The sequence below is a fragment of the Curtobacterium sp. NPDC089689 genome, from assembly GCF_044749145.1.
In the GTDB taxonomy this organism is placed as follows: Bacteria; Actinomycetota; Actinomycetes; order Actinomycetales; family Microbacteriaceae; genus Curtobacterium.
The window spans coordinates 176,663-196,546 of record NZ_JBIVHJ010000003.1 but is presented as its reverse complement, the minus strand read 5'-3'; the positions used below and the strand labels follow the sequence as shown (position 1 = coordinate 196,546).

The following is a 19,884-nucleotide window of genomic DNA, read 5'->3' as shown; positions in this document are numbered from 1 at the left end:
CCGTCGTCAGCACGCTCCTCGACGACGAGAGCAGGTCACACCGTGCGCCGATCCCTGCAGGCGGTCCTCACGATCGCGACGGTCGCGGCACTCGCGACCACGTTCCTCCAGGCCGGCGCCGAGGCGCCACCCGCGCTGGCCGCCGGTGTCACGTCCGCACGCGGCCAGGCCGCGCCGACCCACCAGAACCCCATGACGCTGTCGCTGCCGGACGGGCAGACGGCCGCGAGCTGTGCGGACCCGACCGTCGTGCACGGGGTCGGGCGGGACCGCGACTGGTACCTCTACTGCACGAGTGACGCCCTCACCGCGACCGAGGAGGACCCCGAAGGGTCGCTGGTCCAGCACGTCGTCCCCACCTACCGTTCGACGGACCTCACGCACTGGGCGTACGTCGGCGACGCCTTCACGGCCAAGCCGGCCTGGGTCGGCGAGGCGAACGGCATCTGGGCCCCCGACGTCGTGCACCGGAACGGGCGCTGGTACCTGTACTACGCCGCGTCGGACACCCCGACGGCGACCTCGCCGACCGGTGGCGGATCGGCCGTCGGTGTGGCGACGAGCGCGAGCCCGACCGGTCCCTGGAAGGACTCGGGCGGCCCCGTCGTCGCACCGCAGGCCGCACCGAACGGTTCCGGACAGCGCTGGGAGTTCGACCCCGAGGTCATCACCGACCACGGCGCCACCTACCTGTACTTCGGCAGCTACTTCGGCGGGGTGAACGTCCGACGCCTGACTCCGGACGGGCTGCGTTCGGTGCCGTCCAGCGAGCGCCGGATCGCCATCGACAACCGGTACGAGGGCACCTACCTCATGCGCCACGACGGCTGGTGGTACTTCATGGGGTCCGCGACGAACTGCTGCAACGGCGCGCTCACCGGGTACGGCGTCTTCGTCGCGCGCTCCCGCAGCCCGCTCGGGCCCTTCACCGACCGGAACGGCGTGGCGATCACGGCGACCCGCGTGGGCGGTACCCCGATGCTCGCGCAGAACGGCAACCGCTGGGTCGGGACCGGGCACAACACGGTCGTGACGGACCTCGCCGGTGAGGACTGGATCGTGTACCACGCGGTCGACCGTGACGACCCGTACTACGCCGGTCAGGGCACCTACACGAAGCGCCCGGTGCTCATCGACCCGCTCGACTGGGTCGGTGGCTGGCCCGTCGTCCGGGGCGGAGCAGGTCCGTCCGACTCGGTGCAGCCCGGACCCGTCGCCCAGCCCGGCGAACGCCCGACGTACCGTCCGACCAGGACCCCGGTCGACGTCCCCGGGCGACTGCTCCGCTCTGCCTCGACCTCGTTCGACGGGTCGACGCTGCCGGCATCGCTCAGCTGGATCCGTGAACCCGATCCGTCGACGTGGACGGTCAGCGGCGGCGCCCTCCGCTGGCAGACCCAGGACGCGGACATCCACCCACCGGCGACGCCACTGGCTTCCGTGCTCGCCGAACCCGCACCGCGCGGCGACTACGTCGTCGAGACGACGGTCGCGCTGGACACCCCGGCCACCGGCGACGGTGTGAACTACGTCCAGGGCGGACTCATCGTGTACGGCGACGACGGCAACTACGTCCGTCTGACCTCCAACTCGATCTTCGACACCCGGCAGACGGAGTTCGGCAAGGAGGTGTCGCCGCAGCCGGCGGGAGCACCGAACTACGGGAACATGGTCGTCGGGCCGGTGGGAGACCGCACCACGCTGCGGATCGTGCACCGTCTCGTCGACGGGCTCGACCAGTACACGGCGTCCACGAGCGACGACGGCCGGCACTTCGTCCGGGGCGGCACCTGGACGGCTGATCTCGGCGCGCACCCACGCATCGGGCTGATCTCGCTCGGTGGCACCGGCTTCACGAGCACCTTCGACGGCCTCCGCGTCAGCACGGTCCGGAGCGTGCGCGGCTGATCCCGATCCTCCGGCGTCAGCGCGGCATCCGGAGATGCGAATCCAGGTCTCCGCCGGGCCAGGTCTCGAGGGACCGTCGATCGAGGCCGGTGCCATGTCACGACGATCGTGCTGCCACTTCCTACGCCGGGCCGCTCTACGCAAGGCCTTCGGAGTGAGCAAGGGGCGTCACCGCTCGAGGGTCACCTCCGGGAGCGCGGCGGAGAGTCGGTCCCGGTCCCACACGCGGGTGCCGGCGGGGATGAGTCCGAGTCGAGTGCGTTCCGCGGGCGTCGGTTTCCGCAGCGCCCCTTCAGCGTTGAGCCACCTCCACAGCTGCCCGGCGAAGTCGTCGTACATGCCCTTGTAGGTGGCGTTGTACCAGCGAAGGAATCGGGCACGCGTCTCGGTGCTGACCTCCTCGCTCCCCGCGATGTGTCGAAGCCGGTCGATCGTGTCGTCGAGGAGCCAACCTCGTTCAGGTGCTCCAGCGTTCGTCTCCGGCCGGGACGCCCAAGAGATGATGCGGTCGCGGACGTCGGCGGGCAGCGGGCGGAAGTACCGGTTGAACCGGCCCATCGTCTCCTCGAAACGGTCCACGTCCGTCACCTCCCAGATGCGGTTCTCCGACAGCGGCTTCGGGAGCTCCCTGCCGCGCTGCACGGCCCAGCGGGCGCTCCTCCGTTCGAGCGCGCCGATGGCTGAGGACCGGAGTCGGGTGATGGCTCCGACATCGAGGAGTGCCTGCCGGATGACTGCGAGCGCCGGGTCCGGGTTCCCGCCGTGCCAGGTGTCCACCGCCTGGTACCCGACATCGAACTCGTCCAGGTGCGGTGGGACATCGTCTCCGACGCCCCGCAGGAGCTCGCGGGCCCAGCCATCGGCGACGACGTCGAGGCTCTCCGCAGCGGGAGGGTCGTACGGGTCCACGGTCGTCATGTTGCCAGAGGATGCGGGATCCGACGGTGAGTGAGCTGATGTCGTTGCAGGAGATCCGGGCGTCCGGTACGAACGTCCCCCGGCAGGTGGAGGTCCACGACATCGACCGGTTCCACGAGGTGTTCCCGGAGTGCGACGAGCTGGGCTCCCCGCGGCGCATGCAATCGTCCCGGCGAGAACCGTCGGCGTCCCGTGCAGTGTGAGCAGCGTCGCCTCCTCGGCATCGGGCGAGACGCTGGGCGGCGGAAGCGTTCGCTGATCGTGCCAGAAGCGTGCCACTGCACCTGATCCGAGCGCCGGACAGTGCCGGTAGAAACAGGAAAACCCCCGGATCCCCGGGGGTTTTCGTCTTGTGGGCGATACTGGGATCGAACCAGTGACCTCTTCCGTGTCAGGGAAGCGCGCTACCGCTGCGCCAATCGCCCAGAGGAGTGTGGAGCTGGAGGTGGGGACGGGATTCGAACCCGCGTGGACGGCTTTGCAGGCCGCTGCCTAGCCTCTCGGCCACCCCACCATCGAGGTTCACGTCTCCGTGAGTACCCGAACGGTGGGATACCCTCTGGTGAGTCGTCGCGACCCGGAGGTCGAGACACTCGAGCGGATGACGAGATTCGAACTCGCGACCCTCACCTTGGCAAGGTGATGCGCTACCACTGCGCCACATCCGCATGTCGCTGCTCGGCTGGCCCTTCGTGCTGGCCTGCCGTCTCGGCGACGTCGTAAACTCTATACGAACCCTGGCGCATCCGCCAAAATCCTTCCGGTTCACCGGGCGTGTCCCCCGTGTTCACGCGGATGCACGGGCATCGAAGCGCCGCGCCACACCCGGGCGGCACGTCGTGTTCGGCACCGGCTCGCGCATCCGCTACTATCGACTGGCACGACAAGTGCAGCGGGCGATTGGCGCAGTTGGTAGCGCGCTTCGTTCACACCGAAGAGGTCATCAGTTCGAGTCTGGTATCGCCCACCCGCTGTGTCGCTTGACGACACGACCGAGAGCCCGACGCAGCACGCGTCGGGCTCTCGTCGTTCCGGCAAGCAGACGACGCACGCCGACTCCAGCAATCCGACACCAGCAGAACGATCCACAGGGGCACATGACCGACGTCGACCTCGAGTTCGCCCGCGTCCGCGCCGTCCTCGACCGTCCGACCCTCCGGCTCCTCTCGCGTCCGACCAGCGCCGCGGTCGTGGCCGTGTTCCGCGCGGTGTTCGACCGCGACGTCCAGTACGTCCCCGCCGACCGGATGCACCTCCAGGTCGAGGAGCACGTCGCCCGGCTCCAGGCGATGGGCGCCCGGGTGCCCGCGAGCGAGCAGGGCGGCGACGTCGAGGAGACACGACCGAACGGCCGGGCGCTCTGTCGCGAGTGGGTCGCCGCACAGTGGCTCGTGCGGTCGAACTCCCCCGACGGCGACGAGCAGTACTCCCTGACGAGCCACGCCCTCGAGGCGCTGAGCCTCGTGGACGCCCTGAGCGCGGACCGGGCCCTCATCAGCGAGAGCCGCCTCGCGATGATCGTCGACGCCGTGCACCGCTGGGCGGCACGCGCCGAACCCGACCCCGACGTGCAGATCCGCCGCCTCGACGCACAGATCGCCGAGCTCCAGGCGGAGCGGGACCGGTTGGCGAGCGGTGACACGGTCGAGACCGTCGACGACGACCGGATGCGCGACGGGTACACGAACATCTCCGACCTCATCCGCCAGCTGCCGAGCGACTTCAAGCGGGTCGAGGAAGCGGTGGCGACGATGCACCGCTCGATCGTCGAGGACTTCCGCAGCGAGGTCCGCCCGATCGGCGAGATCCTCGACGACTACCTCGCCCGCACCGACAACCTCATGCAGTCGACGCCGGAGGGCCGCGCGTTCGAGGGTGCGTTCGAGCTCCTCCGCGACGACGCGCTCCTGCTCCGACTCCGTGACGACATCGGCACGATCCTCACGCACCCGTTCGCCTCGACACTCGAGCCGGGTGAGCGCCGCGCGTTCCGGAACACGGTCAGCATCCTGCGGCAGGGCATCGAGGACGTCCTCGCCCGTCGACGACAGCTCACCGCGACCCTCCGCGACCAGATCGTCGCGCACGACGTCGTCCGCGACCGCGAGCTCGACGCGGTCCTCCGTTCGGTCAACCGCGGGCTCGCGGCCTGGATCGAGCGGGGATCGGCACGGGACCGCGTCCCGCTCGGCCTCCTGCCGGAGCCGGCCGAGGTCGAGACCCTCCGCGAACGCTTCTACGACCCGGACAACGAGTCGGTGCCGCCACCGATCGAGGAGCCCGACGACGACGTCTTCGACGACCTCGACGTCGACACGCTCCGGCGCCACGGCGGCCCGCTCCTCGCCGAGCTGCGCGACGCACTCCGGTCCGCGGTCGACACGACCAGCGCCGCCGCCTTCCACGGCCTGCCCGACGAGCACCGCCGACCCGTCGAGCTCTTCGGCCTCGCACACCTGCTCACGGGCCGACCGGACTTCGAGGAGGCCCGGCACGTGGTCGCCCACCACACGGTCCGGCCCGACGGCAGCGCGGTCACCTTCCACATGCCGACCGCCGCCCTCGCCGACGGCGACGCCACGGCCGAGCAGGACGCAGCGCACGACCCAGCACCCACAGCACCACACGCACAGGAGGCACGGTGAGCGACACCACGCCGGCACCGGTCGACGACACGGCCGGGTTCGAGGGCCTCGACACGGTCCCGCAGGACGAGGACCGCGACGAGACGAGCTTCGCCCTCTTCGAGGGCGACGAGGGTCGTCTCGACGAGCCGCAGCGACGCGCGCTGGTCGCGCTGCTCCGGCACACCTACGTGAGCGCCCGGACGCACGCCGACGAGTGGCGAGCGGTCCTCGACGCCGAGGGGCAGCTCCGGTCGCGCCTCAACGACCTCTTCCTCGAGCTCCACGTCGACCGGGACCGCGAGGTCGCCTGGAAGCGCCAGGCCCGCTCGGAGAGCCAGCGCCGGGCCTTCCCGACCCTGCTCCGCGACGTCCCGTACACGCGCGAGGAGACGATCGTCCTCGTCTACCTGCGCATGCGCCTCCGCGCCGACACCCGCCCCGGCCCCGACCAGGTCGTCGTCGACCGTTCGGAGATCCTCGGGCACGTGGCCGGCTTCCTCCCAGCGGGCTCCACCGACCGCACGCGCGACGAGGCCCGCGTCGCGAGCGCCGTGGAGCGGCTGGTCCGCGCCCGGATCCTGCTCCGCACCACCGACCCGGACCGCTTCCGCGTGGCGAGCGTCGTCGAGGTGCTCCTGCCCCTCGAACGGCTGCTCGAGCTCGACACCTGGCTCCGCACCGCGACCAGCGGAGACGGCGAGGCGACCGCCGGAGCCGAGCCGGGCCTCCAGGCCGAGCCGACCGACACCGACGACGAAGGCGAGCCGGCAGCATGACCGACACCGCGACCGGCACGACCGCGTACGAGGAGTACGCGATGCCCGCCCTCTTCGACACGGTGGCGCAGTGGCGTGCCGAGTCGATGCAGGTCGTGAACTGGGGCGGCTTCCACGGCCACCGCCAGGTGGAGCTGTCCGGTACCGCGACCCTCATCTCGGGCGCGTCCGGTACCGGCAAGTCGACGCTGATGGACGCGTACCTCGCGGTGATGATGCCGTCCGACGTGCCCTTCAACGGTGCGTCCAACGACACCACGACCGGTCGGGCACGCGGCGCGGACCAGCGGAACCTGCTCACGTACCTCCGCGGCAAGGTCGACACCCAGCGCGACCCGGAGACCGGCGCGCTCCGCGACGTCAACCTGCGCGGCGACGACCAGACGACGTGGGGTGCCGTCGCGGTGACCTTCCGGAACGACGACGAGCGTCGCTTCACCGTGCTGCGCGCGTACATCGTGCCGAAGCGGGCGCGCGGCGTCGGCGACATCCAGATGACGATGGCGACGGTCGACGACACGTTCGACCTGCGCCGGCTCGAGGAGTTCGTGCCCTCGCGCTTCCACCACCTCGAGCTGACCGGCCGCGTGCCCGGGCTCGTGATCCGCGACACCTACCAGGAGCTCGCGTACACCCTGCAGACCCGGCTCGGCATCGGTGACTCCGGCGGCGGCAACCGGGCGATGCGCCTGCTCGCCCGCATCCAGGCCGGTCAGCACCTCCCGACGGTCGACGCCCTCTACAAGTCGCTCGTCCTCGAGACGCCCGCCACCTACGAGGCGGCCGACCGTGCCCTCGCGCACTTCTCGGCCCTCGACGAGGCGTACGAGGCGATGGACACCGAGGAGCGCAAGGTCCGCATCCTCTCGCCCATCGTCGACCTCCACGCCGAGATCGCCCGGTCGAAGGCGGCTGCCGCGGCGCTCGACGGCATCGCCACCGGCGCCGAGGTCTCCCCGTTCGCACACTGGACGGCCTCCCGGAAGCGCGCGCTCCTCGACGACGAGGTCGCCCGGAACACCCGCGAGCGCACGGCCGCACGCGCGGAGGTCGCCGCCGCGTCCGCTCGGCACGCGGCCGTCGAGATCGAGCTCCGGGACGCCGAGGCCCGGCTCCGCGACCAGGGCGGCAACGCGCTCGCGCAGCTCGAGGACCGCATCGACCGCCGCACGCGCGAGCGTGACGCAGCGGCCCGGTCCCGCGCCGTGTTCGAGGAGCGCACCGCCGTCCTCGAGACCACGGTCGACTCCGAGACCGGGTTCTCCGCGGCGCAGCGGGCGTCGCACGACTTCCTCGGGACGTACGCCACCGCTCGGCAGGAACTCGACCAGCGCCGCGACGCCCTGACCCGCGAGGAGTACCCGCTCCTCGACCGCGAACGCACCCTGCGCCAGGAACGGCAGTCGCTCGAGCACCGCCAGGGCGCCATGCCGCTGCCGATGCACGAGGCCCGGGTCGCGATGGCCCGCGCCGCTGGCACCGACCCCGCCGACCTGCCCTTCGTGGCGGAACTCCTCGACGTGCTCCCGGGCGAGGAAGCCTGGCGGACGGCGATCGAGTCCGTGCTCGCGCCCGTCGCCCGCACGCTCCTGGTCGACCAGGACCACCTCGCGGCCTTCAGCGAGGCCATCGACTCCCTCCGGCTGCCCGTGCGGGTCCAGTTCGAGGGCGTCCCCACCGGGCCGCACATCGACCTCGACGGCGACCCGTCGATGGTGTCCGGCAAGCTCGCGATCAAGCCGTCCCCGTTCAGCACCTGGGTGCGCGAACGCATCGAGTCGGACCGCACCGACGCCCGCTGCGTCGAGGACGCGGGCGACCTCGGCGGCGGGGGCCGTCGCGTGACGCGGTCCGGGCAGCTCCGCGACGGTCGACGTGGCGCACACGGCGACCGGCGCCAGGCGAACGTCATCGGGTTCACGAACGAGGCCAGGGTCACCGCGGTCGAGCAGGAGCTCGCCTCCATCGCCGAGGACCTCGCGACGCTCGAGGCCCGGCGCACCGACGTCGCGCAGGACATCGCCGCGCTCGACGCCCTCCGCACCGCGCACCAGCACGTGGTCGACGCGAGCTGGGACGGCATCGACGTCGCGGGTCTGGACGAGTCGCTCGCGCAGCTCGACGCCGAACGCCAGGCGCTGCTCGCCGCCGACGACGGTCTCCGGACGCTCCGGGCGACGGTCGCTCGGCTCCGGGCCGCCCTCGACGAGGCCTCCGACCGCCGGTCCGCGGCGCGCTTGTCGGTCTCGCGACTCGAGGAGCGTCACGGCGTCCTCGTCGACGGGCAGGACGCCGCCGCCGAGATCCTCGCACGCTTCGACGACGCCCCGGACTCGCTGCCGGACGACGAACAGGCGCAGCTGCTGTCCGAGACGTTCGAGGAGGTCGGTGCTCCCGACGGCATCGACGGCTTCGACGACGCCACCCGTCGGCTGCGACGACGGCTCGACGAGCGGCTGTCGCAGGCGCTCGACGGTGCCGCTTCGGCCTCGAACGCCCTGACCCTGACGTTCCAGCGGTACCAGGACGCCTGGCCGGACCCGAACCTCGGCACCGGGGTCGCCTCCTACGAGGACTACCACGCGATCCTCGAGCAGATCCTCGCAACCGGCCTCCACGCCCGTCGGACCGAGTGGCGCCGCCGACTCTCGCAGTGGAGCGGCGAGGACCTCGTGCCGCTCGCAGGAGCCTTCGACCGGGCCGTCGTCGAGATCGAGGAGCGCCTGGAGCCGGTCAACGAGATCCTCCGCGAGCTGCCGTTCGGCGCGAACCGGGACCGGCTGAAGATCGTCATCCGCCGCGTCACCCGCGAAGAGGTCGCGTCGTTCCGCAAGGAGCTCCGCGCGCTGTCGGCCTCGGTGGACACCGAGCTGACCGACGACGTGCTCGAGACCCGGTTCCGTCGCCTCCGCCGGTTCATGGCGATCATCCGGCCGGACTCCGCCGCACCACGTGGCCGCACCACCGCCCGGGACGCCGTGCTCGACGTCCGGCGGCACATGGAGATCACCGCGGTCCGGTACGACGTCGACGGGAACGACCTCGGCGTGTACTCGTCGCTCGGCGACAAGTCCGGCGGCGAGACGCAGGAGCTCGTGGCGTTCATCGTCGGCGCCGCGCTCCGGTACCAGCTCGGTGACGAGACACGGCCGCGGCCCCGGTTCGCGCCGGTGTTCCTCGACGAGGCGTTCATCAAGGCGGACTCGGAGTTCGCCGGGCGTGCGGTGACGGCGTGGCTCCGGCTCGGCTTCCAGCTCGTGGTGAGCGCGCCGCTCGACAAGGTGACGGCGCTCGAACCGTCCATGGAGCGGCTGCTCTCCATGCGGAAGCACCCCGACACGGGCCACTCGTCCATCACCGAGATCGCGCGGGTCGCGCCCGGCGCCGAGTCCGCGTAGCCTGCGGGCGCCGCGACACGGGGCGCGAATGGTCGCGACACCCCGCCGACATCCGGCCAGGGGTCACGAACGGTCGGCCCGGCCGAGCCCGAACGACGCATCGTGACCGGCCAGCACGTCGCACGCGGGGAGTCGTGACCGCCGTCGCCGAAACAACCTCCGGCAGGCGACGGACAGTACGGTGGGCGGGTGCTCGGACGCCGCTCCCCCAGTCCTCGCCCCGACGACCGCCCCGGCCTCGGGATCGGGGCGCTCGTCCAGGTGGTCGACCCGGGCCAGCAGGGCGGCGAGCACTGGGCCGACGAACCGATCGGCGTCATCGTCGCACCGGGTGGGAGCCAACTCAGTGGGACGCAGCGGACGTGGACCGTCGCGTTCGACGAGCCCGCGTACACGACGGACGGCCGCGGCCCCTTCGAGCGCGCGACCGTCCTGAGTCGTCAACTGGTGCCGGTCGAGCCGGCAGCGGCCACCGGGGCCGGCGAGCGGGCCTAGTACTCCTCGGAGCCGCTCTTCATCATGGCCGCCGTGGCCATGCAGAGCCCGACGCCGCCGAGCACGCAGATCCCGATGATGACGCCTGCGATGACTTCGAGCATGTCCTGACTCCTTGGTTCCGGGGGGCGATCTGGCGACACCAGCCTACCCGGTGCGACCGCCCGCCGTGGCCGGGCGCGCTGGTCAGCGGACGCCGCGCATCAGGCGGAGGACCGGCTTCGCGAACACGAGCAGCAGGACGCCGACCACGACCGCCGCGAGGCCGAGCACGGTGAAGTACGGCGCCTCGTTCGCCGGGTCGTAGTAGCGCGAGAGCACGCCGGTGGCCGCGGTGCCGAGCGACACCGACAGGAAGAACAGCGCCACCATCTGCGTCTGGAACTTCGCGGGTGCGAGCTTCGTCGCGACGGACTGCCCGACGGGCGACAGGAGCAGCTCGGCGATGGTGAAGACGAGCAGGATGCCGACGAGTGCGAGCAGCGGCGTGCCGTTCTCGCCGGAGCGCACGAACGGCAGGAAGAGCAGGAACGCGACGCCCATGATGCCCGTGCCGAGGGCGAACTTCGTCGGGGTCGAGGGCTGACGGTCGCCGAGCTTCGTCCAGATCGCGGCGAACACGCCGGAGAGCACGATGATGAACACCGGGTTGATCGACTGGACCCACGACACCGGCATCTCCCACCCGAACAGCGAGCGGTCGAGCCGCTGGTCCGCGTAGACCGTGACGACCGTGAACTGCTGCTGGTAGAGCGACCAGAACACGGCGCTCGCGATGAAGAGCGGGATGAACGCGAACACGCGCGAGCGTTCCTCGGCGCTGATGCCGCTGCCGAGGATCACGACGAAGTACCCGATGGTGGCGAGGACCACGATCGCGACGACCACGGTCGGGAGGTTGCCGACGTTGAGGAGCCCGGTGAGGACCGCGGCGACGATCACCACGAGCGCCACCACGACCAGGACGGCCACGAGCGGCAGGCGTCGACGGTCGACCGGGTTGGTGACCTGCCGGACGACCTCGGGCAGGTGGCGGCGACGGATGGCGTACTGCACGAGACCCGCGGCCATGCCGACGGCGGCGAGGCCGAAGCCGAAGTGGAACCCGAGCGTGCTCTGCAGCAGCCCGGTCAGGAGCGGGCCGAAGAACGCGCCCAGGTTCACGCCGAGGTAGTACAGCGAGAAGCCCGCGTCACGGCGCGGGTCGTCCTTCGTGTAGAGACCGCCGACGATCGTGGTGGCGGTCGCCTTCAGCCCGCCCGAGCCGAGGGCGATGAGGACCAGTCCGACGCCGACGCCGGTGACGCCCGGCAGGACGGCGAGCGCGATGTGGCCGAGCATGACGACGACGGCACTGCCGAACAGCGTCCGGTCCGCGCCGACGAGCCGGTCGGCGACCCAGGCGCCGATGATCGTGAACAGGTACACCGCGCCGCCGTAGGCGCCCATGATCCCGCTCGCGATGCCCTTGTCGATGCCCAACCCGCCCTGCGTCAGCGAGTAGTACATGTAGATCAGGACGATGCCCTGCATGCCGTAGAACGAGAACCGCTCCCACAGCTCGACCGCGAACGGCGTGGACAGTTCGAACGGCTGTCCGAAGAACGTGCGCTTCGTGCTGGGCTCGTGACCCGGAGCGGTGGTACCTGACATGCCGCACAGTCTGCCCCGGACGAGGCGCGGCGGCACAATCGTCGACGGGTGCTCACAAAACTGTGCGGTGTCCGGTTGGAGGGTTCCCACGAGGACGAGCGGCCTGCCCCGACCGTGGTTTGTCCTGCCTGCACGGCGTTCACGTCACGAGCAGGCGGAATGCATAGCGTGGGTTCTGCAACACCGGACACCGCAGTTCAGGAGGACTCCCGACCATGGTCGACACCGCGCCCGTGCACAGCACCAGCACCCCGAAGGCCAGCACCCCGAAGGCCGACGCCGCCGGTGACCCCGCCGCGGGCACCCCCGTCGGGTCCACCGCTGCCGACGTGCACATCGACGTGGACCTGGTCGCCGAACTCCTGCTCGGCCGGTGGGCCGAGGACCGGCGGATCTCCCGTCGCCTCGCGCTCGACCCGGCGATGCACAAGATCGAGGGCATGCCCTACGCCGACGCCCGGTCGCGCACGCTCGACCAACTGCGCATCCTCGTCGAGGCCGGTGCGATCCAGCGGCCGTACCCGCCGGAGTTCGGCGGCCAGGACAACCACGGCGGGAACCTCGCGGCGTTCGAGGAGCTCACGACGGCCGACCCGTCGATGCAGATCAAGGCGGGCGTGCAGTGGGGCCTCTTCGGTTCCGCCGTGCACCACCTCGGCACCGAGCGGAACCACCGCGAGTTCCTCCCCGGCATCGTCTCGTTCGAGGTCCCGGGGTGCTTCGCCATGACCGAGACCGGGCACGGGTCGGACGTGCAGAGCATCGCCACGAGCGCCACGTACGACCCGGACACGCAGGAGTTCGTCATCCACACGCCCTTCCGCGGTGCGTGGAAGGACTACATCGGCAACGCCGCCCTGCACGGCAAGGCCGCCGTGGTGTTCGCGAAACTGGTGACGCAGGGCGTCGACCACGGCGTCCACGCGTTCTACGTCCCGATCCGCGACGACGAGGGCACGTTCCTGCCCGGCGTCGGCGGGGAGGACGACGGCTACAAGGGCGGCCTGAACGGCATCGACAACGGTCGACTGCACTTCGACCACGTGCGCGTGCCCCGGACGAACCTCCTGAACCGCTACGGCGACGTCGCCGAGGACGGCACCTACAGCTCCCCCATCGCGTCGCCCGGCCGTCGGTTCTTCACGATGCTCGGCACGCTCGTGCAGGGCCGGGTCTCGCTCGACGGTGCGGCGGTCGTGGCGCAGAAGATCGGTCTGCAGATCGCCCTGACCTACGCGATGGAGCGACGGCAGTTCCCCACCGGCGACGGCACCGAGGGCGTCCTGCTCGACTACGGCCGGCACCAGCGCCGGCTGATCCCGCGGCTCGCGACCGTGTTCGCGCAGTCGTTCGCGCACGAGAAGCTGCTCCGGACCTTCGACGACGTGTTCAGCGGACGTGAGGACACGCCGCAGCGCCGCGAGGACCTCGAGACGCAGGCAGCCGCGTTCAAGGCGATGTCGACGTGGTCGGCGCTCGACACGCTCCAGGAGTGCCGCGAGGCCTGCGGCGGTGCCGGGTTCCTCGCGGAGAACCGCCTCACCGGCCTCCGCGCCGACCTCGACGTCTACGTGACGTTCGAGGGCGACAACACCGTCCTGCTCCAGCTCGTCGGCAAGCGGCTGCTCACCGAGTTCCGCGCGCGGGCACCGAAGGACGCGGCGGCGACCGCGCGCTTCGTCGCGGGTACGGCAGCGTCGAAGCTCGCCGACGCCATGGGGATCCGGCGGCTCGAGCAGACCCTCGCCGACCGCGGCTCCCTCGCCGCGAGCGTGACGGACCTCCAGGACCCGACGACCCAGCGCGAACTCCTCGCCGGCCGCGTCGACACGATGGTGACCGAGATCGGCATACGGCTCGCCGGCGCGGGGAAGGACCGGGACCGCGCGGCGCTGCTCCTGAACCGCTCGCAGCACGAACTCATCGAGGCGTCGAAGGCGCACGCCGAGCTCATGCAGTGGGACGCTTTCACCGAGGCCCTCGACGAGGTCCCCGAGGGTGACACCCGGCGGGTGCTCGTCTGGCTCCGCGACATGTTCGCCCTCGGCCTGCTCGAGCAGCACCTCGGCTGGTACCTCGTGCACGGGCGTCTGACCGCTCAGCGCGCCCGGGCCGTGTCCGCGTACATCGACCGACTGGTCGCCCGGGTCCGCCCGGTCGTGCCGCAGCTGCTCGAGACGTTCGGGTACGAGCCCGGACACGTGCGGGCACCGATCGCGCTCGGTGCCGAGCGGGAGCGACAGGACGAGGCGCGCGCCTGGTTCGCCGCCGAGGCCGCCGCGGGGCGCCTGCCCGAGCAGGAGAAGAAGCCGCGCCCGTGATCTGTCCCAGGCGATCAACCTTGTGGGGTTGATTGTGCGTTTGTCAACCTTGTAGGGTTGACGCCGGGAGGGATCATGATCGTCATCACGGCGGACCAGATCGACAGCCGAGCGGGATCAGACCGGGTCGAGGCGGCACTGCGGCGAGTGTCCGACGTCCTCGGAGGCGCCGCGGTGCTGCCGCCGGAACGCACCGCGGGCGACGAGTTCCAGGTGCTCGTGTCCTCCGGGGGCGCGGCGGTCGACGTCGTCCGAGCGCTGACGCGGCAGGGTGGCTGGAGCATCGGTGTCGGCGTCGGAGCCGTCGAGTCACCCCTGCCGACGTCCACCCGTGCAGCCACCGGCCCGGCGTTCTACGCGGCGCGGGCGGCCGTCGAGCGTGCGAAGTCCACGCCGGAGCGCTTCGCGCTCGAGGTGGCACCGGGTGCCTCGCGCGACACGTCCGAGGTGGAGCCGCTCGTCGCACAGACCGTCCGCGCCCTCGGCCGCCGCTCCGCCGAAGGGTGGGAACTGGCCGACCTGCTCGACGCCGGCCTGTCCCGGACCGAGGCCGCGGCCCGCCTCGACATCACACCGCAGGCGGTCGCGAAGCGGTACGCGTCGGCCGAGCTCCGGAGCGACGCCCCGGTGCGCGCCGCGCTGGCCGCCCTGCTGGAGTCGGCCGACCGATCCACCGACGAGGAGCCCACACCGTGACCGCCGCACTCTGGACCACCGCCTCCGTCGTCGTGCTCGCCGCCGCCGTCTGGAGCACCGTCCGTCCCCTGCCCCCGGTCGTCCGGGCCGCACCGCCGGTGGTCGTGCTCCTGGCCCTCCTCACGATCCGCCTCGCGACCGGGACCATCGGCACCGGCACGAGCACAGGAACCGGCACCGGCACCGGCACCGCCGTGGTCGGCCTCGCAGCGACCGCCCCGGACCCCGTGGTCGGCACCGTCCTGGCCGCAGCGGTCTGCCTCCTCGGCATCCTCGCCGGCAGCGCCGTCACCGGGGCCGTCCTCGGCGTCGCGATGCGGAGCGACCTGCGCCGCGGCGACGTCCGCCGGGGCACGCACGGCGGCATCCTCGTGAGCACGACGGACGAACCGCTGGGGAACGCCACGGTCCCGCCGCCCTCGGAGGTCCTCCGCGGCGGCGCGGTCATCGGGTTCCTCGAGCGCTTCGCCATCGTCGGCGCCGCCCTCGTGGGCCACCTCGAGATCGTCGCCGCGGTGATCGCGGTCAAGGGCCTCGGCCGGTTCTCCGAGCTCGACTCCCCCGCGGCGCGCGAACGCTTCATCGTCGGCACCCTGACGAGCACCTGCTGGGCGGGTCTCGCCGCAGCGGTCGTCCTCCTCTAGGAAGAGCGGCGGACGGTCAGGACCCGGCGGACGGACCACCCTGGTCGCCCAGCGCACGGCGGAGCCGGGCCTCGGCGTCGTCGTCGGCAGCACCCGCGGCGGCGGCGGCTTCGGCGTTCGCCTCGATGACCGCCCGGACGACCTCCTCGCGCTGGATCTTCACACCGCGCGGGGCGTCGATGCCGATGCGCACCCCGTCGCCACGGCCGTCGAGCACCGTGATGACGATGTCGTCACCGACGAGGATCCGCTCGCCGACCTTCCGCGTGAGTACCAGCACCCCGTCAGCCTAGCGACAGGACCGGCACTCCCAGCAGGTGCACCGACTCCGGCGTGGCGGTCTCCGCGGAACCGATCGCGACCACGCCCGCGACGGTCGCACGCGCCGCCACCGCCCGGAGCATCGCAGCGGCGTCCTCCGTCTTCCGTCCCGCGTCGACGACGAGCCAGACCTGGTCGGCACCGAGTGCCTCGATCGTCGCCGCGTCGTCCCACGCGGCGACCGCGAGCACCGTCGCGCCGTCGCGGACGCCGTCGGCCCGCGCGAGGATCCCGGAGCGCCGGTCCGCGGCCGCGGTCGGCCGCAGCGCGTGCCGGGTGGCGAACAGCCCGGCGACCGCGTCGACGTCGCCCGCACGGCCGACGAGCAGGACGAGGTCGCCGTCCGCGGAGCGGACCGACGGCACGACCGGGCGCACCGGCGACGCGACGGCGACGGTGGGGACGACCTCGTCGAGGACCGCCGGGTCGTCGAGGAGGCGCGCCGCGCCTCCAGGCAGGGTGTCGGTGACGGCCTGGAGGCGCGACCCGCCCTGGTCGGGCAGGCTGCGGACCACCGGTGCGGACGCCGGTGCGATGCCGTCCGCGACGAACCCGTCGAGGACCGACGCGAACGCGTCGGCGCGGGTCGCGCCGGTGCCGTCGGCTGCGATGATGCGTGCCTCGGCGGCCTCCGCGTCGGCGAGGAGCGCCGCGATGCCCGCGCGCTGCACGGGCCCGTCGGCGATCGCCACCACGGCGGTGGGCGCCTCGTCCGGCGACGGGACCTCGACGGTGGCCTCGACGTGGGCCCTGCGGAACAGTCCGGCGATGCCCGGCGTCGTCACCCGTTCGGCGGCGACGATCCGGGCGGCGGGGCCGAACTCCTCGCGGACGGCGTCGCGCACCGCCTCGAGGGTGGCTCCGTCACGCTGCAACCGCGTCGGTGACACGGACCACCCCCACGGTCTCGATGGTGGAGCCCGCGGCCGTGGCCTCCTGGTACGACAGGACCGGCAGGCCGTTCGACTGCGCGGCGACCATGCGGTGCACGGCGGGCCGAAGCTGCGGCGCGCAGACGAGGACGGCGGAGAGTCCCTGGTCCTCGACCGACCGGACGGCGTCGCGGACCGAGCCGAGGACCTGCTCGATGCGGTGCGCGTCGAGGACGATCTGGCTGCCCTGCTCCGAGGGGCGGAGCCCCTCGAGCATCGTCTGCTCGAGCAGCGGGTCGATCATGATGACGCGGAGCACACCGGCGTCGGTGTGCCGGGCGACGAGCGCGGGACCGAGGGCCGCACGGGCGGACTCGACGAGCCCCTCGGGGTCGGTCGACACCTTCGCGCGGAGGGTCAGTGCCACGCAGATGCGGCCGAGGTCGTTGATCGGGACGCGCTCGGCGAGGAGCCCCTGCAGGACGCGCTGGAGCTCGGCCATCGACAGCATGCCGGGGACGAGTTCGTCGACCGCGGCGGGGTTGACCTGCTTGACGCCCTCGGTGAGGACCTTGACGTCCTCGCGGGTGAGCAGGCGCGCGGCGTTGTCGCCGATCACGGCCTGCAGGTGCGTGACGAGCACGGACACCCGGTCGATGACCGTCGCCCCGGTCATCTCGGCGGCGTGCCGGAGCTCGGCGGGGACCCACTTGCCGGCGAGGCCGAACACCGGCTCGACGGTGGCGGCGCCCGGGAGTCCGTCGAGCTGGTCGCCGAGGGCGAGGACGCTGCGGGACGGTGCGGTCCCCCGGCCGGCCTCGACGCCGGCGATCCGGATCGCGTACGTCGACGGCGGCAGGTCGATGCTGTCCCGCGTGCGCACCGGGGGCACCACGATGCCCATGTCGACCGCGATCTTCCGGCGCAGTGCCCGCACCCGGCCGAGCAGGTCGTCCGAGGCGCCGGACACCATGTCGACGAGGTCGGGGGCGAGCAGGATCTCGAGCGCGTGCACGCGCATCTGCTCGATGAGGTCCTCCGGGGTGTCGGCGGCGGGTGCCGCCGCCTCGAGCGCCTGTGCCTGCGGCGCCGCCGCGGCCTCGCGCTTCGCGTTCTGCCCGATGCGCCACCCGGTGAACAGCAGGAGCCCGCCGACGATGAGGAAGGCGACGATCGGCATGCCGGGGATGAAGCCCATGGCGATCGCGGCGACCCCGGCGATCGTGAGGGCGTTCCGCGACTGGCCGAGCTGGGCGGCGGCGCTCGACCCCATCTCGGTCTCGGCACCGGAGCGGGTGACGATCATGCCGGTCGAGACCGCCATGAGGAGTGCGGGGATCTGCGTGACGAGGCCGTCGCCGATGGTCAGGATGCCGTACTTGCCGAGGGCGTCGGTGATCGAGAGCCCGTTCTGGGTCATCCCGATCGCGATGCCGCCGACGAGGTTGATGACGATGATGAGGATGCCCGCGATGGCGTCGCCCTTGACGAACTTCGAGGCACCGTCCATCGCGCCGTAGAAGTCGGCCTCCGCGGAGACCGCTGCGCGGCGCTCCTTCGCCTCGGCGTCCGTGATGAGCCCCGCGTTGAGGTCAGCGTCGATCGCCATCTGCTTGCCGGGCATCGCGTCGAGCGTGAAGCGGGCGCCCACCTCGGCGACGCGCTCGGCACCCTTCGTGACGACCACGAACTGGATCACGACGAGGATGAGGAAGATCACGGCGCCGATGATGATCGACCCGGACACGGCGACGTGCCCGAACGCCTGGATGACGTCGCCCGCGAAACCGTCACCGAGCACGAGGCGCGTCGAGGCGACGTTCAGGCCGAGGCGGAACAGCGTCGCGACGAGCAGCAGCGACGGGAACACCGAGAAGTCGAGCGGCTTCTTGACGAACAGCGTCGTGAGCAGGATGACGAGCGCCAGCAGGATGTTGCAGATGATGAGCACGTCGAGCAGGAACGACGGCACCGGCAGGATCAGCAGCAGGATGATGCCGACGATGAAGACCGGGACGGCGAGCTTCGGCAGGTCCTTGCGGTTCACGCGGGAACCCCTTCCGTGGGAGCGCCTTCGCGCGGGGTCTGAGCAGGGCGCGGGGTGCGGAGCTTGCGGGGCCGGACGTCGCCCGTGAGCGTCGTCGGGTCGAGCACGGTCGCGACCTCTGCCTCGGTCGTCGGACGCGGCGCGGCGTGCGTGCCGGCAGCCGCGCCTCGGGCCGCGAGCTGCATGACGAACGACAGCACGCGGGCGACGGGCGTGTAGAGGTCGACCGGGATCTCCTGCCCGAGCTCGCACGCGGCGTGCAGGGCGCGGGTGAGGGGGACGTCCTGCACGATCGGCACGCGGGCCTCGAGCGCCCTGTCCTTGATCGCCGCGGCGACCGGCCCCGCTCCCTTGGCGACGACTCGCGGTGCGGACTTGCCCGCCTCGTACTTGATCGCGACCGCGTAGTGCGTCGGGTTGGTCATCACGACGTCCGCGTCGCCGATGGCGGAGATCATGCGGTTCCGGCTCAAAGCCATCTGCCGCGAACGACGCTGCGACTTGATCAGCGGGTCGCCGTCGGACTGCTTGTTCTCGTCCTTGACCTCGCGCTTGGTCATCATCGTGCGCTTGCGGTTCCGGCGGACGACCACGAACACGTCCACGGCGGCGAGCAGCAGCCCCGCGGCGATCGCCGCACGGAGCAGTGTGCCGACCCCGTCCCCGGCGGCCGCGAGCACCGCGGTCAGTGGCAGCGAGCCACTCGTCATGAGCACGGGCACGAGTCCCTGCACTGCGAACCAGAGCACGAGCCCGACGACGGTGGTCTTCAGGAGTGCCTTGACGCCGTTCCACAACGCCTGCACGCCGAAGACGCGCTTGAAGCCCTGCACCGGGTCGAAGTGGTCGGGCTGCGGCGCCATCCGGCGGAAGTGCACGCCGCCCTGGGCGACGGCGGCGGCGAGCACGGCGACCGCGGTGACCCCGAGCATCGGGCCGATGATCGTGCCGACGGACGCCATGGCCTCGGCGAACACCCGGTTCATCGTGCCGATCGTCGGGTCCGCGATGACGGTCTGCACCGCCGCGAGCTGGGACTCCCCCGCCGCCGCCGCGTTGCCGACCGCGGCGGGGATCATCAGCGCCGCCGCCGCGATGCCGACCCACGCGCCGAGGTCCTGCGACCGGCCGAGCTGCCCCTTGCGGTGCACCTCGCGCATCCGCTTGTCGGTGGCCTTCTCGGACCGTTCTCCACTGTCGGACACGCC

The 19,884-nt window shown here is 71.9% G+C and carries 14 protein-coding genes and 4 tRNA genes; 9 read left to right on the top strand and 9 right to left on the bottom strand.

The genetic code is table 11. The features are described 5' to 3' along the window. Window positions 1-42 precede the first annotated feature (42 nt). Complete coding sequence (locus ACIPYW_RS12555; RefSeq protein ID WP_400414011.1) at window positions 43-1,908, top strand: family 43 glycosylhydrolase; 1,866 nt, start codon at window positions 43-45, stop codon at window positions 1,906-1,908. A 168-nt stretch (window positions 1,909-2,076) separates the two neighbouring features. On the opposite strand, the gene ACIPYW_RS12550 is transcribed toward ACIPYW_RS12555, so the two are convergent. The 4 genes from ACIPYW_RS12550 to ACIPYW_RS12535 all read right to left on the bottom strand — a co-directional run bounded on the left by ACIPYW_RS12550 (window position 2,077) and on the right by ACIPYW_RS12535 (window position 3,494). Continuing rightward, a complete protein-coding gene (locus tag ACIPYW_RS12550) occupies window positions 2,077-2,826 on the bottom strand; it encodes a hypothetical protein (protein WP_400414008.1) in 750 nt (249 codons plus the stop codon). Window positions 2,827-3,179: 353 nt separating this feature from the next. Next, window positions 3,180-3,251: transfer RNA gene (locus ACIPYW_RS12545), tRNA-Val, on the bottom strand. 15 nt (window positions 3,252-3,266) lie between these two features. After that, a tRNA-Cys gene (locus tag ACIPYW_RS12540) sits at window positions 3,267-3,340 on the bottom strand. A gap of 82 nt (window positions 3,341-3,422) precedes the next feature. Beyond that, window positions 3,423-3,494, bottom strand: a tRNA-Gly gene (locus tag ACIPYW_RS12535). Window positions 3,495-3,720: 226 nt separating this feature from the next. On the opposite strand from ACIPYW_RS12535, the gene ACIPYW_RS12530 reads away from it, so the two are divergent. The 5 genes from ACIPYW_RS12530 to ACIPYW_RS12510 all read left to right on the top strand — a co-directional run bounded on the left by ACIPYW_RS12530 (window position 3,721) and on the right by ACIPYW_RS12510 (window position 10,122). Continuing rightward, window positions 3,721-3,793: transfer RNA gene (locus ACIPYW_RS12530), tRNA-Val, on the top strand. A 130-nt stretch (window positions 3,794-3,923) separates the two neighbouring features. Next, entirely contained in the window at window positions 3,924-5,471 is a 1,548-nt protein-coding gene (locus ACIPYW_RS12525; RefSeq protein ID WP_400414006.1) for a DUF3375 family protein, read from the top strand. Then, window positions 5,468-6,229 (top strand): DUF4194 domain-containing protein, encoded by a 762-nt coding sequence (locus ACIPYW_RS12520; protein ID WP_290131804.1) that lies wholly within the window; start codon window positions 5,468-5,470, stop codon window positions 6,227-6,229. The genes ACIPYW_RS12525 and ACIPYW_RS12520 overlap by 4 nt, the downstream gene beginning before the upstream one ends. Beyond that, window positions 6,226-9,627: an ATP-binding protein gene (locus ACIPYW_RS12515; RefSeq protein WP_400414004.1), complete on the top strand. Its 3,402-nt coding sequence runs from the start codon at window positions 6,226-6,228 to the stop codon at window positions 9,625-9,627. The genes ACIPYW_RS12520 and ACIPYW_RS12515 overlap by 4 nt, the downstream gene beginning before the upstream one ends. 189 nt (window positions 9,628-9,816) lie before the next feature. Next, the gene (locus ACIPYW_RS12510) at window positions 9,817-10,122 is read left to right on the top strand and encodes a hypothetical protein (RefSeq protein WP_400414001.1); all 306 of its coding nucleotides are present in this window, start codon (window positions 9,817-9,819) and stop codon (window positions 10,120-10,122) included. Window positions 10,123-10,308: 186 nt separating this feature from the next. Here ACIPYW_RS12510 and ACIPYW_RS12505 read toward each other — a convergent pair whose 3' ends face one another. Then, window positions 10,309-11,775 (bottom strand): peptide MFS transporter, encoded by a 1,467-nt coding sequence (locus tag ACIPYW_RS12505; RefSeq protein ID WP_400413998.1) that lies wholly within the window; start codon window positions 11,773-11,775, stop codon window positions 10,309-10,311. Window positions 11,776-11,990: 215 nt separating this feature from the next. On the opposite strand from ACIPYW_RS12505, the gene ACIPYW_RS12500 reads away from it, so the two are divergent. The 3 genes from ACIPYW_RS12500 (at window position 11,991) to ACIPYW_RS12490 (ending at window position 15,436) form a co-directional block, all read left to right on the top strand. Then, the gene (locus ACIPYW_RS12500; RefSeq protein ID WP_400413996.1) at window positions 11,991-14,096 is read left to right on the top strand and encodes an acyl-CoA dehydrogenase; all 2,106 of its coding nucleotides are present in this window, start codon (window positions 11,991-11,993) and stop codon (window positions 14,094-14,096) included. Window positions 14,097-14,171: 75 nt separating this feature from the next. Further along, window positions 14,172-14,792, top strand: coding sequence for a DNA-binding protein (locus ACIPYW_RS12495; protein ID WP_400413994.1), 621 nt, complete (start codon window positions 14,172-14,174; stop codon window positions 14,790-14,792). Then, a complete protein-coding gene (locus tag ACIPYW_RS12490; protein ID WP_400413991.1) occupies window positions 14,789-15,436 on the top strand; it encodes a hypothetical protein in 648 nt (215 codons plus the stop codon). Before ACIPYW_RS12495 ends, ACIPYW_RS12490 begins: the two co-directional genes overlap by 4 nt. Before the next feature lie 16 nt (window positions 15,437-15,452). Here the strand turns inward: ACIPYW_RS12490 and csrA are convergent, their stop codons facing one another. From csrA to ACIPYW_RS12470, 4 genes are read right to left on the bottom strand one after another with little or no spacing between them, the layout of a single operon-like run. Next, window positions 15,453-15,716, bottom strand: coding sequence for a carbon storage regulator CsrA (gene csrA, locus ACIPYW_RS12485; protein ID WP_058726010.1), 264 nt, complete (start codon window positions 15,714-15,716; stop codon window positions 15,453-15,455). A gap of 4 nt (window positions 15,717-15,720) precedes the next feature. Then, the gene (locus ACIPYW_RS12480) at window positions 15,721-16,602 is read right to left on the bottom strand and encodes a hypothetical protein (RefSeq protein WP_400413989.1); all 882 of its coding nucleotides are present in this window, start codon (window positions 16,600-16,602) and stop codon (window positions 15,721-15,723) included. A 19-nt stretch (window positions 16,603-16,621) separates the two neighbouring features. Further along, on the bottom strand, window positions 16,622-18,676 hold the full coding sequence (locus ACIPYW_RS12475) for a flagellar biosynthesis protein FlhA (RefSeq protein WP_400413987.1): 2,055 nt from the start codon (window positions 18,674-18,676) through the stop codon (window positions 16,622-16,624). After that, window positions 18,673-19,881, bottom strand: a complete 1,209-nt coding sequence (locus ACIPYW_RS12470; RefSeq protein WP_400413984.1) for a flagellar biosynthesis protein FlhB — start codon at window positions 19,879-19,881, stop codon at window positions 18,673-18,675. The genes ACIPYW_RS12475 and ACIPYW_RS12470 overlap by 4 nt, the downstream gene beginning before the upstream one ends. Window positions 19,882-19,884: the final 3 nt, after the last annotated feature.